The organism is Simplicispira sp. GW247-4R2A, assembly GCF_059424465.1.
Window position 1 is genome coordinate 1 of sequence record NZ_JBWKZM010000026.1, and the last position, 13,680, is coordinate 13,680.

Sequence of the window (13,680 nt, forward strand, 5' to 3'; positions counted from 1 at the left end):
CACCCACCCCGGCGCGCGCGGCGTGATCGACGCGCACCTCGACGGCCTGGGCCTCTCGCGCAACATCGTTGCGCGCTGCGCGCACTTCGGGCAGATTCCGGAGATGGTGGCGTCCAGCCTGCTGGTGCTCACCACGGGCCGCCAGTACTGTGAGCGTTTCACTGCACGCCTGCCGCTGACCATTCTGGCGCCGCCGCTGGCGTTTCCGCCGCTGGGCTACTACCAACTCTGGCATGCGCGGACGCAGCATTCCGCCGCAGCGGCCTGGCTGCGCGATTGCGTCCGCAAGGTCGCTGATTCGCTTCCAAAAGGATAGCTGTATGCGCATATAGAATAAGCGATGGGTGCCGATTTGACTATTAAAATACAACATTTCCGAGACAACAACGCGCATGACCTCCTCCGCTTCTCCTCTGCCCGCAGGCCAGGCGCCGCCGCGCTTGCAGCTCACCGGGATCACCAAGCGCTACCCGGCGGTGGTGGCCAACAGCGGCGTGTCGCTGAGCGTGCAGCCGGGCGAAATTCATGCGGTGCTCGGTGAGAACGGCGCCGGCAAATCGACGCTGATGAAAGTCATTTACGGCGCCGTGCGGCCCGACGAAGGCAGTGTGCAGTTCGACGGCCGCGCGGTCCAGGTGCGCAACCCGCAGGAAGCCCGGCAACTGGGCATCGCCATGGTGTTCCAGCACTTCAGCCTGTTCGATACGCTGACCGTGGCCGAGAATGTCTGGCTGGGGCTGGACAAGAGCCTGACGCTGGCCGAAGTGGCGCGGCGCATCACCGCCAAGGCGGTCGATTACGGTCTGGACATCGACCCCGAGCGCCCGGTGCACACGCTCAGCGTGGGGGAGATGCAGCGGGTCGAGATCATCCGCGCGCTGCTGACCGAACCGCGCCTGTTGATTCTGGATGAACCCACTTCGGTGCTGACGCCGCAGGCTGTCGAGCGGCTGTTCGTGGTGCTGCGCAAGCTCGCAGACGAGGGCTGCAGCATTCTCTACATCAGCCACAAGCTGCACGAAATCCGCGCGTTGTGCACGGCCTGCACGGTGATGCGCGGCGGCAAGGTTACGGGCGTGTGTGACCCGCGGGAGGAATCGAACGCTTCGCTCTCGCGCCTGATGATCGGCGCCGAGCCGCCCGCGCTGGAGCACCGTGCCGTGCAATTGGGCGCCGTGGTGCTGCGCGTGGACCATCTGAGCCTGGTGCGCACCGATCCGTTTGGTGTCGATTTGATCGACCTGGAACTGCAGGTGCAGGCCGGCGAGGTGGTGGGCATCGCCGGGGTGTCGGGCAATGGCCAGAAGGAGCTGCTCTACGCGCTGTCGGGCGAAGACCCGCGCGCCGAACCGGCCATGGTGCAGGTGGCGGGGCACAACGCCGGCCACCTGGGGCCGCGCCAGCGCCGCGCGTTGGGCCTGCATTTCGTGCCGGAAGAGCGCTTGGGGCGGGGCGCCGTGCCCAGCATCGGCCTGGCGCACAACCTGCTGCTGACCCGCAGCGACGCCGTGCGCAAGCTCGGCTGGATCGATGTGGGCGCGCTGCGCGCCCAGGCGCAGGACATCATCACGCGCTTTGGCGTCAAGGCCGGCGGTCCGGATGCGCCGGCGCAATCGCTCTCGGGTGGTAATTTGCAAAAATTCATCGTCGGGCGCGAGATATCCGCTGGCCCCAGCCTGCTCATCGTCTCGCAACCCACCTGGGGCGTGGACGTGGGTGCAGCACAGCAAATCCGCGGCGAAATCCTGGCGCTGCGCGATGCCGGCTGCGCGGTGCTGGTGCTGAGCGAGGAGCTCGATGAGCTGTTTGATCTGTGCGACCGGCTCTACGTCATGGCCAAGGGGCATCTCTCGCCTTCGGTAGACCGCGCCGACGCCACCGCGCCGCGCATTGGCGAGTGGATGAGCGGGTTGTGGCATGCCGATGTGCAGCAGCACCTGAAACAGACAGCGGAGGCCCACCATGCTCAAGCTTGAAGCACGCCCTGCGGCGTCGAAATGGTGGATCTACGGTTCGCCCGTGCTGGCGCTCGCCATCACCGTGCTCATTGGCGTGGCGCTGTTTGCGCTGCTGGGCAAAGACCCGCTGCGCGGGCTTGAAGTGTTCTTCTGGGAGCCGCTCAAGTCGCGCTACGCGCTGGGCGAACTCATGGTCAAGGCGACGCCACTGCTCTTGATCGCCCTGGGCCTGGCAGTGTGCTTTCGCTCCAACGTCTGGAACATCGGCGCCGAAGGCCAGTTCGTGATGGGCGCGATTGCCGCCGGCGGCGTCGCGCTGATGGCGGACAAGACCACCGGCCACTGGATCATGCTGGCCGTGCTGCTCGCCGGCACGCTGGGCGGCATGGCCTGGGGCGCTCTCACGGCCTTGCTGCGCGACAAGTTCAATGCCAATGAAATCCTGGTGAGCCTGATGCTGGTATATGTGGCCATACTGCTGCTCAGCTACCTGGTGTTCGGGCCGTGGAAAGACCCCTTGGGCTACAACTTTCCGCAAACGCGGGCGTTTGAAAAGGTGACGCAGATTCCGCGCCTCATGGCAGGCTCGCGCATGAACATTGGCTTGCTGATTGCGCTGGCGGGTTCGGCCGTGCTGTGGCTGTTCCTGTTCCGCTCGCGTGCCGGCTTTGCGCAGCAGGTTTCCGGCCTGGCGCCGGCTGCGGCGCGCTACGCGGGCTTTTCGTCGCGCCGTGCGCTGTGGATTGCGCTATTGGTGTCGGGTGGGTCGGCCGGCCTGGCCGGCGCGCTGGAAGTCGCGGGCCCGATTGGCCAGCTCACGCCCTATGTGCCGGCAGGCTACGGCTTTGCCGCCATCATCGTGGCCTTCGTCGGGCGGCTGCACCCGGTAGGCATGGTGCTCTCGGCCATCCTGATGAGCATGTTCTACATCGGCGGCGAGCTGGCGCAATCGCGCCTGGGTTTGCCAAAATCATTGACGGGGGTGTTCCAGGGCCTGCTGCTGTTCACGCTGCTGGCCTGCGACACCCTGATTGCCTACCGCGTGCGCTGGGTGCGTCCAGCGGTGTCAAAGGCGGGAGGCTGACATGGAATCCTGGGCACTCTTGATTGGCTCTACGCTGAGCGCCGGCACCGTGCTGGCGATTGCCGCCCTGGGCCTGTTGATCAACGAAAAGGCCGGCATCGTCAACCTGGGCGCCGAGGGCATGATGCTGTGCGCCGCTATTGCCGGCTTTGCCACCGTGGTGCACACGGGCAATCCCTGGCTGGGCTTTGCTGCCGGCATGCTGGCGGGCGCGCTGCTGGCGGCGGTGTTTGGCTGGCTGGTGATCTGGCTGGGCACCAACCAGTACGCCACGGGCCTGGCGCTCAGTCTGTTTGGCGTGGGTTTTTCGGCATTTGCCGGCATCCACTACGTGCAGGCGCGCATGCCTGAAATCCCGAAGTTCACGCTGCCCTGGCTGCGTGATCTGCCGCTGGTGGGCCCCGCGCTGTTTCGCCAGCACCCGCTGGTCTACCTGACGGTGGCGTTTGCCGGAGTGCTGGTGTGGTTCCTCTACCGCACCCGAGCCGGCTTGATCCTGCGCTCAGTGGGCGAGTCGCCCGAATCGGCCCACGCGCTGGGCTACCCGGTGCGCCGCATCCGGCTGGCCGCGGTGATGGCGGGCGGTGCCCTGTGCGGTCTGGCCGGTGCTTACATCTCCACCGTCTACACGCCGCTGTGGGTGGAAAACATGGTGGCCGGGCGCGGCTGGATCGCCCTGGCGCTCACCACCTTTGCCACCTGGCGCCCAGGGCGTGTGCTGCTCGGCGCCTATCTGTTTGGCGGCGTGACCATGCTGCAGTTCCAGCTGCAAGTCTCGGGCGTGCAGGTGCCCAGCCAGTGGCTCAGCATGCTGCCCTATCTGGCCACCATCGTGGTACTGGCCCTGATTTCGCGCAACCCGGCGTGGATTCGGGTGAACATGCCGGCGTCGCTGGGCAAGCCCTTCCACGTCAGTCGCTGATATAGCGTGTAACACTCCATAATTGACATTTACCGTCTTGCAAGCCTGCCAGTTTTTCAACCCATAAGGAAACCCGACATGACCGACCTGCACAAACGCACACTCCTCAAAGTGGCTGCACTGTCCGCCGTGGCCGCTGCCGCACTCGCAGGCTGTGGCAAGAAGGAGGCGCCACCAGCCCCTGCGGCTGAACCCGCTCCCGCACCAGTGGCCGCTGCGCCGGCGCCGGCGACCGAACCACTGAAAATTGCGTTTGCCTATGTCGGCCCCGTCGGGGACGGTGGCTGGTCGTACGCGCACGACAATGCGCGCAAGGCGATCGAAAAGGAATTTGGCGACAAGATCGTCACCACCTTCGTCGAGAGCGTGCCCGAATCGGCCGACGCCGAGCGCGTGATACGCGACTTTGTTGGCCAGGGCAACAAGCTCATTTTCGGTACGACCTTTGGCTACATGGAAACCATGGTCAAGGTGGCTGCTGACAACCCCGACGTCAAGTTCGAACACGCCACCGGCTACAAGACGGCGCCAAACCTGCGCACCTACGACAGCCGCACCTACGAAGGCGCTTACCTTGCGGGGGTGGTCGCTGGCGGCATGACCAAGACCAACACCCTGGGCGTGGTCGGTTCGGTGCCGATCCCCGAAGTGCTGCGCAACATTGACAGCTTCACGCTGGGCGCGCAAAGCGTGAACCCCAAGATCCGGACCAAGGTGGTGTGGGTCAACGAATGGTTCAGCCCGCCCAAGGAAACCGAAGCTGCCACTTCGCTCATCAATGGCGGCGCTGACATCCTGTTCCAGAACACCGATTCGCCTGCCGTGCTCAAGACCGCACAGGAAAAGGGCGTGCGCGCCTTTGGCTGGGATTCGGACATGACGGCCTACGGCCCCAAGGCCCACTTGGCCTCGGCCGTCATCAACTGGGCGCCGTACTACACCAAGAGCGTCAAGGACGTTCTGGACGGCACCTGGACCACGGGCCAGGCCTGGTGGGGCGTGAAGGAAGGCGCGATTGACCTGGTGTCCATCGCCGACGACGTGCCCGCCGAGATCAAGGCCAAGGTCGATGAGGTCAAGGCCGGCCTGAAGGCCGGCACCTTCCACATCTGGAAGGGGCCGCTGGTGGACAACACCGGCAAGGAAGTCATCGCCAAGGACGCCGTCGCCGACGACAAGTTCCTCACGGGCATCAACTTCTACGTCAAGGGCGTCGAGGGCAGCGTGCCCGGCGGCGACAAGAAGTAAGCCAGCGCGCTTGCACCGCGCCAGCCCCGGCCGCCTTTGGGCGGCCTTTTTCATTGATCTGGAGATTTCAGCATGTTGGTTCCGCCCCCCGTTGATGCTGCGCACCTTCCCGCCTTGTTGCAGGCCATGCCCAAGGCCGAACTGCATATTCATATCGAAGGCTCGCTGGAGCCCGAGCTGATCTTCGAACTGGCTGAGCGCAACGGCGTACGCCTGCCTTACGCCAGCGTCGAGGCCTTGCGCAGTGCCTACGCCTTCAGCGATCTGCAGAGCTTTCTCGATATTTACTACGCCGGTGCCAGCGTGCTCCTGCACGAGCAGGATTTCTACGACATGGCGCGCGCCTACCTGGCGCGGGCCGCTGGCGACAACGTGGTGCGCGCCGAGATTTTCTTTGACCCACAGACGCACACGGCACGCGGCGTATCCATGGAGACGGTCATCCGCGGCCTGCACCGCGCCTGCGCGGATGCGCAGCGCGAATCGGGCATCAGTGCGGCGCTGATTCTCTGTTTCCTGCGCCACCTGAGCGAAGAAGACGCTTTTGCCACGCTGGAGCAGGCCTTGCCGCTGCGAGACCAATTCATTGGCGTGGGGCTCGATTCCAGTGAACTTGGCCACCCGCCGGAAAAATTCGAGCGCGTGTTTGCGCGCTGCCGCGAGCTGGGCCTGCACCGCGTGGCGCATGCGGGTGAGGAGGGACCACCGGCCTACATCTGGAGCGCGCTCGACGTGCTGCATGTCGAGCGTATTGACCATGGCGTTCAGGCTTTGAAAGACGAAGCCCTGGTCGCGCGTCTCGCAAGCGAACGCGTGCCGCTCACCGTGTGCCCTTTGTCCAACCAGAAACTCTGCGTGTTTCCGGATCTGGCCCGGCACAACCTGCGCCAACTGTTGGATGCTGGCCTGTGCGCCACGGTGAATTCTGACGATCCGGCCTATTTCGGCGGCTATATCAACGACAACTTCCTGCAGGTGTTTGCCGCCACCGGAATGAATTCCGCCCACGCCTGGCAATTGGCGCGCAACAGTTTCGAGGCCAGCTTCGCGCCCGAGGCGGACAAGCGTGCGTGGGAGATGCGGCTGAAATCTGTTTTTTCGGATTTTTCAGGGCTCTGACGTGGGGCTTGCGGCGCGCGGCTTGCAGCCTGGCCTGCACCGCTTGTCCATAGGCTTGTCCACAGCCTGCGCACAGGCTTGTGCGGTGACGTGCCCGGCTGCGCCCGCTACCATCGGGTGCTAGCCCAGGAAATCCATGTCCGAATTCATGATGCCGGTTGACGAGGAATTCGCACCGTACGACCACCAGCTTGCGCAGTTGCGCGTGCCACCGCACTCAACCGAAGCGGAGTCCAGCGTTCTGGGCGGCTTGCTGCTTGACAACCAGGCGTGGGACCGCGTCGGCGACCTGTTGGTCGAGAGCGATTTCTACCGTTTCGAGCACCGGCTGATCTACGCCGGCATTTCCAAACTGATCAACGCCAGCAAGCCCGCCGACGTGATCACGGTGTACGAGCAGTTGCAGAGCATCGGCAAGTCGGAGGAAATTGGCGGCCTGGCCTACCTCAATGGCTTGGCGCAGTACGTGCCCAGCGCCAGCAACATCCGCCGCTATGCCGAAATCGTGCGCGAGCGCGCCATTTTGCGCAAACTCGTCACCGCCAGCGACGAAATCGCCACCAATGCCTTCAATCCGCAAGGCAGACCGGTGGACAAGATCCTCGACGAAGCCGAGCAGAAGATCTTCAACATCGGCGAGGAAGGCTCGCGCATGAAGCAGGGCTTCCAGGGCATGGACACCCTGGTGGTCAACCTGCTCGACCGCGTGCAGGAGATGGCGGACAACCCCAACGACATCACCGGCGTGCCCACGGGCTTCATCGACCTGGACCGCATGACGTCTGGCCTGCAGGCAGGCGACATGGTGGTGCTGGCGGCGCGCCCCTCCATGGGCAAGACGGCGCTGGCCATCAACATCGCCGAGCACGTGGCGCTCAACGAAGGCTTGCCGGTGGCGGTGTTCTCCATGGAAATGGGCGCAGCCCAGTTGGCTGTGCGTATCGTGGGCTCCATTGGCCATATCGACCAGGGCCATCTGCGCACCGGCAAGCTGACCGACGACGAATGGCCGCGCCTGACGGAAGCCATTGAAAAGCTGCGCAACGTCTCGCTGCATATCGACGAAACCCCTGGTCTCACTCCCAGCGAGCTGCGTGCCAATGCACGGCGCCTGGCGCGCCAGTGTGGCAAGCTGGGCCTGATCGTGGTCGACTATTTGCAGCTGATGAGCGGCTCGGCTGGTTCACAGGGTGAGAACCGCGCCACCGAACTGGGCGAGATCTCGCGCGGGCTCAAGATGCTCGCCAAAGAACTGCAGTGCCCGGTGATCGCGCTCTCGCAGCTCAACCGCAGTGTCGAGACGCGCACCGACAAGCGCCCCATGATGAGCGACCTGCGTGAGTCCGGCGCCATTGAGCAGGACGCCGACATCATCATGTTCATCTACCGCGACGACTACTACAACAAGGACAGCAAGGAGCCCAACGTCGCCGAGATCATCATCGGCAAGCAGCGCAACGGCCCCACGGGCACGGTCAAGCTGTTCTTCCAGAAGTCGCAGACACGCTTCGAGAGCCTGGCCATGGGCTCCAGTGACGATTTTTAGTAAATATAGCTACTAGCGCTTATTGGGTAAGCGTCAGTAGCTATAAATTGCATAGCATACTGCACCTTACTCACTATCAAAAAAAGAGCTTCTAGCGCATACGGAACAAGCGCTGGAAGCTCTTTTGGCTTGTGACGAATCGCGCTACAGCACTTCGCTCGCAAAGTCTGCCAGGCGCGAGCGCTCGCCGCGCGCCAGCGTGATGTGCCCGCTGTGCGGCCAGCCCTTGAAACGGTCCACCGCGAAGGTCAGGCCCGACGAACCTTCGGTCAGGTAGGGCGTGTCGATCTGCGCCAAATTGCCCATGCAAATGATCTTGGTGCCGGGGCCGGCGCGGGTGATCAGCGTCTTCATCTGCTTGGGCGTGAGGTTCTGCGCCTCGTCGATGATGACGAACTTGTTCATGAACGTGCGCCCGCGCATGAAGTTCATGCTCTTGATCTTGATGCGGCTGCGAATCAAATCGTTGGTGGCGGCGCGCCCCCATTCGCCGGCGTTGCCGCCATCGCCCTTGGCCAGAAATTCGAGGTTGTCATCCAGCGCGCCCATCCAGGGACCCATCTTTTCTTCTTCGGTGCCGGGCAGGAAGCCGATGTCCTCGCCCACGCTTACCGTCGCGCGGGTCATGATGATTTCGGTGTAGCGGCGGTCGTCGAGCACCTGCGTCAGGCCCGTGGCCAGGGCCATCAGCGTCTTGCCGGTGCCTGCCGTGCCGGCCAGGGTGACGAAATCGACCTCGGGGTCCATCAGCAGGTTGACGGCGAAGTTCTGCTCGCGGTTGCGTGTGGTCACGCCCCACACGGCGTTCTTGGCATGGCCGTAGTCCTTGAGCGTCTTGAGCACCGCCGTCTTGTCGCGGATTTCGCTCACCCGCGCGTACAGGCTGGGCTCGCCCGGCGCCTCGAAGTAGACAAACTGGTTGATCATCAGCTGCGGCACGATGGGGCCGCTGATGCGGTAGAAGGTGTGCGCGCCGCTCTGCCAGCTTTCCACCGATTTTCCGTTGCGGTTCCAGAAATCGGGCGGCAGCGCCAGCATGCCGGAATACAACAAGTCACCGTCTTCCAGTGCTTTGTCGTTCTGGTAATCCTCGGCAGGCAGGCCGAGGGCGCGCGCCTTGACGCGCATGTTGATGTCTTTGGACACCAGCACCACCTCGCGCGCCGACTGCTGCTTGCGCAGGCCTTCGACAACGCCCAGGATCTGGTTGTCTGCCTTGCTGGGCGGCAGGCTGCTGGGCAGATCGAAGTCGAGCCCCGAGGTCTGGAAGAACAGGCAGCCGCCAGCAGCGCGCTGGCCGGTGGAATCGAGCTTGATGCCGCGGCCGATGTCCGCGCCCGGCGTGGCGACCAGCGCGTCGAGCGAGCGGCTCACCTGGCGGCCGTTGCGCGCCACCTCGGTCATGCCTTTCTTGTGGGCATCGAGCTCTTCGAGCACGATCATCGGCAGGTAGATGTCGTGCTCTTCGAAGCGGAACAGGCTGGTCGGGTCGTGCAGCAGCACATTGGTGTCGAGCACGAAGAGTTTGGCCGGGCCCGTGCTGCGGGCCTTGCGCTCGCGCGCCGGTTTGGGCGCTGGGGCAGCGGCAGGCGCCGCGGCGGTGGCGACAGGAGGCGCAGCAGCCGCAACAGGGGCCGGTGCCACGCCATTGTCCTGGCTGCGGCGTGTGCGCGGCCGGGTTGGTCTGGCCTCTGAAGGGGCGGGTGCAGCCGGTGCTACCACGGCCGTAGCGACAGGTGCCGGGGCTTCATCGGGCTCGGCGACGCGTTTGCGGCTGCGTGCTTGTGGCGCCTGTTGGTGGTCAAAGGCGTCCTGGGCGAGAAGCGCGGCGCGCCGATTGGGAGCGGGGGGCAGTGGCATGGGCAGTGGACCTGGGCAATTCAGAAAAACAAAAAGCCGCCTGGAGACCGAGGCGGCTTGAAGAGGAGGGCGGGCGTCGCGCGGTGCAGCGGCATCAGGCCATTATGCACGGCACCCAGGCCTCCCGAGGCAAGGCAGGAAGGCCAGTCAGGCCGCCTTTTTCAGTGCATTGAGGGCTTTTACCGATTTGAGCACTTCTTCCACATGGCCCGGCACCTTCAAGCCACGCCATTCTTCCGCGAGGGTGCCGTCGGCGTCGATGAGGAAGGTGCTGCGCTCGATGCCCTTGACCTTTTTGCCGTACATGATTTTGTTTTTGACCACACCGAACATGTGGCACATTTTTTCTTCAGTATCGGCAATCAATTCAAAAGGCAGTTCCAGCTTTTCCTTGAAATCGTCGTGCGATTTCATGTTGTCGCGCGAAACGCCGAACACGGCAGCGCCGAGCTTGACGAAATCCTTGTATTTGTCTCGAAACTGCATGGCTTCCGTGGTGCAGCCGGGCGTGTTGTCCTTCGGGTAGAAGTACAGCACCATGACCTGGCCGTTGTGCGAAATGTTGCTTACTTTCACACCACCGGTGGCGTTGGCTTCAAATTCTGGGAGGGGTTTATTGACAACGATCGCCATATATCTTTAATCTCTCTCGGTGAGGTCGTTGAAGAACCGGGGCATGCATCTGTTCTTTTTGTCGTATAACCCCGGCAGCAACCCGTGATTTTACTCTGAAAGCCCATTCCGCAGCATCCTCAGGGGCTCTGCAGCGTCTGCCTTAAGTCTTCAGACCGGCGGGGGGCGGGCTGATGATGAGCGCCACTACGACGTTGCGCCCCTCGGCTGCGAGGATGTTGTAGGTGCGGCAGGCTGCAAAGCTGTCCATGGTTTCGAGCCCGATGCGCCGCGCAAACAGTGGCGCGAGCCACTTGGGCGGCACAAAGCGGGTGCGCTCGCCGGTGCCCAGCAGCATGACTTCAGCGTCCAGTGTCGCCAGGTGGGCGAAATGCTGTGAGCCAAGTTGCTCAAAATTCTGCACGTCCCAGGCCTCGCGCAAGCCTTTGGCGCCCAGGATCACGCCGGATTCGATTTTCTCGCCGGCTACCGCCACCCAACCTGGGCCGTAGCCCGAAATGCTTTGGGCGTCGATGCGTTCGGGTGAGAATTTCATGCGGTCTCGGGTTGGGTAGTACGCCTCAGCAGGCGGCCAAGCGGCGGAGGAACTGTGGTCAAATTATAGGTTTCCCCGCTCTGCGGGCCGCCCATTGCCGCAAAGACCCTAGCTTTACCGCGCATGAAAACCATCCACAAATCCGCCAAGCTCGCCAACGTCTGCTACGACATCCGGGGCCCGATCATGGACGCGGCGCGGCAGATGGAGGAAGAGGGCCACAAGATCATCAAGCTCAACATCGGCAATCTGGCCGTGTTTGGCTTTGATTCGCCCGAGGAAATCCAGCAGGACATGATCCGTAACCTGCCCAATTCGGCAGGTTACTCGGACAGCAAGGGCATTTTTGCCGCGCGCAAGGCGGTGATGCACGAGACGCAAAAGCAGGGCATTCGTGGCGTTACCCTGGACGATATTTACCTGGGCAACGGCGCCAGCGAGTTGATCGTGATGGCGACCAACGCGCTGCTCGACAACGGCGACGAGCTGCTGCTGCCCTCGCCCGACTACCCGCTGTGGACGGCGGCGGCCAGCCTCTCGGGCGGCACGCCGGTGCACTATCTGTGCGACGAGGCCAATGGCTGGATGCCCGACTTGGCCGACATTCGCGCCCGCATCACCCCCGCTACCCGCGGCATCGTCGTCATCAACCCCAACAACCCCACAGGCGCGTTGTATTCCGACACCCTGCTGCAGGGCATCGTGGACATTGCGCGCGAACATGGCCTGGTCATTTTTGCCGATGAGGTCTACGACAAGGTGCTGTACGAGGGCGTGCACCACACGCCGATTGCTTCGCTCAGCGAAGACGTGCTCACGCTGACCTTCAATTCGCTCTCCAAAAGCTACCGCTCCTGCGGCTACCGGGCTGGCTGGGTGGTCCTTTCCGGCGACAAGAAGCCCGCCAAGGACTACATCGAGGGCCTGAACATGCTCTCGAACATGCGGCTGTGCTCCAACGTGCCGGGCCAGTGGGCCATTCAGACGGCGCTGGGCGGCCACCAGAGCATCAACGAGCTGGTGGGCGAGGGCGGGCGCCTGCGCCGCCAGCGCGACCTGGCGTACGAGCTGATCACCGCCATTCCAGGGGTCAGCTGCGTCAAGCCGCAGGCGGCGCTCTACATGTTCCCCCGGCTGGACCCGGCGGTCTACCCGATCCAGAACGACCAGCAGTTCTTCCTGGAGCTGTTGCAGGAAACGCGTGTCATGCTGGTGCAGGGCACGGGTTTCAACTGGGCGTCGCCGGACCATTTCCGCATCGTGTTCCTGCCGCATGAGGACGACCTGCGCGAAGCCATTGGCCGGGTGGCGCGCTTTCTTGCCGCCGCACGCAAGCGCTTTGGCACCGAATAACTCCTGTTTTGATAGCTGATAGCGCTTGTTGGGTATGCGCTAGAGGCCAATTTGATTGATATTTTTATGAAACCGATTCAAGTAGGACTTCTGGGTGCGGGCACCGTGGGCAGCGGGGTGTTCAAGGTGCTTTCGCGCAACCAGGAGGAAATCCAGCGCCGTGCTGGCCGTGGCATCCAGATCACCATGGTGGCCGACCTCGACGTGGAGCGCGCTCGCGGCATCGTGGGCGACGGCGTGCAGGTGGTGAGCGATGCGCGCGCCGTGATCGCCAACCCGGACATCGACATCGTCGTCGAGCTGATCGGTGGCTACGGCATTGCCAAGGCGCTGGTGCTCGAAGCCATTGCCGCTGGCAAGCACGTGGTCACGGCCAACAAGGCGCTGCTGGCGGTGCATGGCAGCGAGATTTTTGCTGCCGCATCCGCCAAGGGCGTGATGGTGGCGTTCGAGGCCGCCGTTGCCGGTGGCATCCCCATCATCAAGGCGCTGCGCGAGGGCCTCACGGCCAACCGCATCCAGTGGCTGGCCGGCATCATCAACGGCACGACGAACTTCATCCTCTCCGAGATGCGTGACAAGGGCCTGGACTTCGACGCCGCGCTCAAGGACGCCCAGCGCCTGGGCTACGCCGAGGCCGACCCCACCTTCGACATCGAAGGGGTGGACGCGGCGCACAAGGTCACGCTGATGTCGGCGATTGCCTTTGGCATTCCGGTGCAGTTCGACAAGGCCTACGTCGAAGGCATCACCCAGCTCGCCGCCCAGGACATCAAATACGCCGAGCAATTGGGCTACCGCATCAAGCTGCTGGGTATCAGCCGGCGCGTGGACAAGGGCATTGAGCTGCGCGTGCACCCGAGCCTGGTGCCCGCCAAGCGCCTGATCGCGAACGTCGAGGGCGCCATGAACGCGGTCGTGGTGCACGGCGACGCCGTGGGCACCACGCTGTACTACGGCAAGGGCGCGGGCAGCGAACCCACGGCCAGCGCCGTGATTGCCGACCTGGTGGACATCGCCCGCCTGCACACCGCCGACCCGCACCACCGCGTGCCGCACCTGGCCTTCCAGCCGGGCACGCTGCAGGACGCCATGGGCGAGCTGCCCGTGCTGCCGATGAGCGAAGTGGTAACCAGCTACTACCTGCGCCTGCGCGTGGCCGATCAGGCCGGCGTGCTGGCCAAGGTGACCGGGCTGCTGGCCGAGGCCGGCGTCAGCATCGACGCGGTGCTGCAGCGCGAAGCCGAGGACGTGGGTGGCGAGGGTTCGACCCAGACCGACCTCATCATTCTTACGCACAACGCGCGCGAAGGCACGGTCAATGGTGTGCTTGCCCAGATGCAGGCCCTGCCCACCGTGCTCGCTCCCATCGTGCGCATCCGCAAGGAAGAGCTGAACTAACCCCTGGCCAGACGAGACCGC

General features: G+C 63.8%; 12 protein-coding genes. 9 read left to right on the forward strand and 3 right to left on the reverse strand.

The genetic code is table 11. The annotated features are described in order from the left end of the window. The 7 genes from AC07ZH_RS15975 to dnaB form a co-directional block, all read left to right on the forward strand. Nucleotides 1-316, forward strand: a 316-nt coding sequence (locus AC07ZH_RS15975) for a LysR substrate-binding domain-containing protein (protein ID WP_495200507.1), incomplete at its 5' end; no start/stop codon positions are given. 76 nt (nt 317-392) lie between these two features. Beyond that, nucleotides 393-1,976, forward strand: coding sequence for an ABC transporter ATP-binding protein (locus tag AC07ZH_RS15980; protein ID WP_495200508.1), 1,584 nt, complete (start codon nt 393-395; stop codon nt 1,974-1,976). Beyond that, nucleotides 1,963-3,042 carry an ABC transporter permease gene (locus AC07ZH_RS15985; RefSeq protein WP_495200509.1) on the forward strand — a complete coding sequence of 360 codons (1,080 nt, stop codon included), beginning with the start codon at nt 1,963-1,965 and terminating at the stop codon, nt 3,040-3,042. Before AC07ZH_RS15980 ends, AC07ZH_RS15985 begins: the two co-directional genes overlap by 14 nt. A 1-nt stretch (nt 3,043) precedes the next feature. Next, nucleotides 3,044-3,964 carry an ABC transporter permease gene (locus tag AC07ZH_RS15990; RefSeq protein WP_495200510.1) on the forward strand — a complete coding sequence of 307 codons (921 nt, stop codon included), beginning with the start codon at nt 3,044-3,046 and terminating at the stop codon, nt 3,962-3,964. Nucleotides 3,965-4,042: 78 nt separating this feature from the next. Further along, complete coding sequence (locus tag AC07ZH_RS15995) at nt 4,043-5,212, forward strand: BMP family ABC transporter substrate-binding protein (protein WP_495200511.1); 1,170 nt, start codon at nt 4,043-4,045, stop codon at nt 5,210-5,212. Nucleotides 5,213-5,284: 72 nt separating this feature from the next. Further along, a complete protein-coding gene (locus tag AC07ZH_RS16000; protein WP_495200512.1) occupies nt 5,285-6,331 on the forward strand; it encodes an adenosine deaminase in 1,047 nt (348 codons plus the stop codon). A gap of 136 nt (nt 6,332-6,467) precedes the next feature. Then, a complete protein-coding gene (dnaB, locus tag AC07ZH_RS16005; protein WP_495200513.1) occupies nt 6,468-7,877 on the forward strand; it encodes a replicative DNA helicase in 1,410 nt (469 codons plus the stop codon). A 144-nt stretch (nt 7,878-8,021) separates the two neighbouring features. Here dnaB and AC07ZH_RS16010 read toward each other — a convergent pair whose 3' ends face one another. From AC07ZH_RS16010 to AC07ZH_RS16020, 3 genes are all read right to left on the reverse strand, one after another. Then, a complete protein-coding gene (locus AC07ZH_RS16010; protein WP_495200514.1) occupies nt 8,022-9,737 on the reverse strand; it encodes a PhoH family protein in 1,716 nt (571 codons plus the stop codon). A gap of 147 nt (nt 9,738-9,884) precedes the next feature. After that, the gene (locus AC07ZH_RS16015) at nt 9,885-10,370 is read right to left on the reverse strand and encodes a peroxiredoxin (RefSeq protein ID WP_495200515.1); all 486 of its coding nucleotides are present in this window, start codon (nt 10,368-10,370) and stop codon (nt 9,885-9,887) included. A 142-nt stretch (nt 10,371-10,512) separates the two neighbouring features. Continuing rightward, nucleotides 10,513-10,905, reverse strand: a complete 393-nt coding sequence (locus AC07ZH_RS16020) for an Mth938-like domain-containing protein (protein ID WP_495200516.1) — start codon at nt 10,903-10,905, stop codon at nt 10,513-10,515. A gap of 123 nt (nt 10,906-11,028) precedes the next feature. On the opposite strand from AC07ZH_RS16020, the gene AC07ZH_RS16025 reads away from it, so the two are divergent. Further along, the gene (locus tag AC07ZH_RS16025) at nt 11,029-12,258 is read left to right on the forward strand and encodes a pyridoxal phosphate-dependent aminotransferase (protein ID WP_119108799.1); all 1,230 of its coding nucleotides are present in this window, start codon (nt 11,029-11,031) and stop codon (nt 12,256-12,258) included. Between the two features lie 66 nt (nt 12,259-12,324). Next, nucleotides 12,325-13,659 (forward strand): homoserine dehydrogenase, encoded by a 1,335-nt coding sequence (locus AC07ZH_RS16030; protein WP_495200517.1) that lies wholly within the window; start codon nt 12,325-12,327, stop codon nt 13,657-13,659. The last annotated feature ends 21 nt before the right edge of the window (nt 13,660-13,680 follow it).

Excerpts from the sequence above, each read along its gene's own strand:
- dnaB (WP_495200513.1), top strand. The coding sequence starts at position 6,468 with ATGTCCGAATTCATGATGCCGGTTGACGAGGAATTCGCACCGTACGAC.
- AC07ZH_RS16020 (WP_495200516.1), bottom strand. The coding sequence starts at position 10,905 with ATGAAATTCTCACCCGAACGCATCGACGCCCAAAGCATTTCGGGCTAC.
- AC07ZH_RS15990 (WP_495200510.1), top strand. The coding sequence starts at position 3,044 with ATGGAATCCTGGGCACTCTTGATTGGCTCTACGCTGAGCGCCGGCACC.
- AC07ZH_RS16015 (WP_495200515.1), bottom strand. The coding sequence starts at position 10,370 with ATGGCGATCGTTGTCAATAAACCCCTCCCAGAATTTGAAGCCAACGCC.
- AC07ZH_RS15980 (WP_495200508.1), top strand. The coding sequence starts at position 393 with ATGACCTCCTCCGCTTCTCCTCTGCCCGCAGGCCAGGCGCCGCCGCGC.
- AC07ZH_RS16000 (WP_495200512.1), top strand. The coding sequence starts at position 5,285 with ATGTTGGTTCCGCCCCCCGTTGATGCTGCGCACCTTCCCGCCTTGTTG.
- AC07ZH_RS16010 (WP_495200514.1), bottom strand. The coding sequence starts at position 9,737 with ATGCCACTGCCCCCCGCTCCCAATCGGCGCGCCGCGCTTCTCGCCCAG.
- AC07ZH_RS15995 (WP_495200511.1), top strand. The coding sequence starts at position 4,043 with ATGACCGACCTGCACAAACGCACACTCCTCAAAGTGGCTGCACTGTCC.
- AC07ZH_RS16030 (WP_495200517.1), top strand. The coding sequence starts at position 12,325 with ATGAAACCGATTCAAGTAGGACTTCTGGGTGCGGGCACCGTGGGCAGC.
- AC07ZH_RS16025 (WP_119108799.1), top strand. The coding sequence starts at position 11,029 with ATGAAAACCATCCACAAATCCGCCAAGCTCGCCAACGTCTGCTACGAC.
- AC07ZH_RS15985 (WP_495200509.1), top strand. The coding sequence starts at position 1,963 with ATGCTCAAGCTTGAAGCACGCCCTGCGGCGTCGAAATGGTGGATCTAC.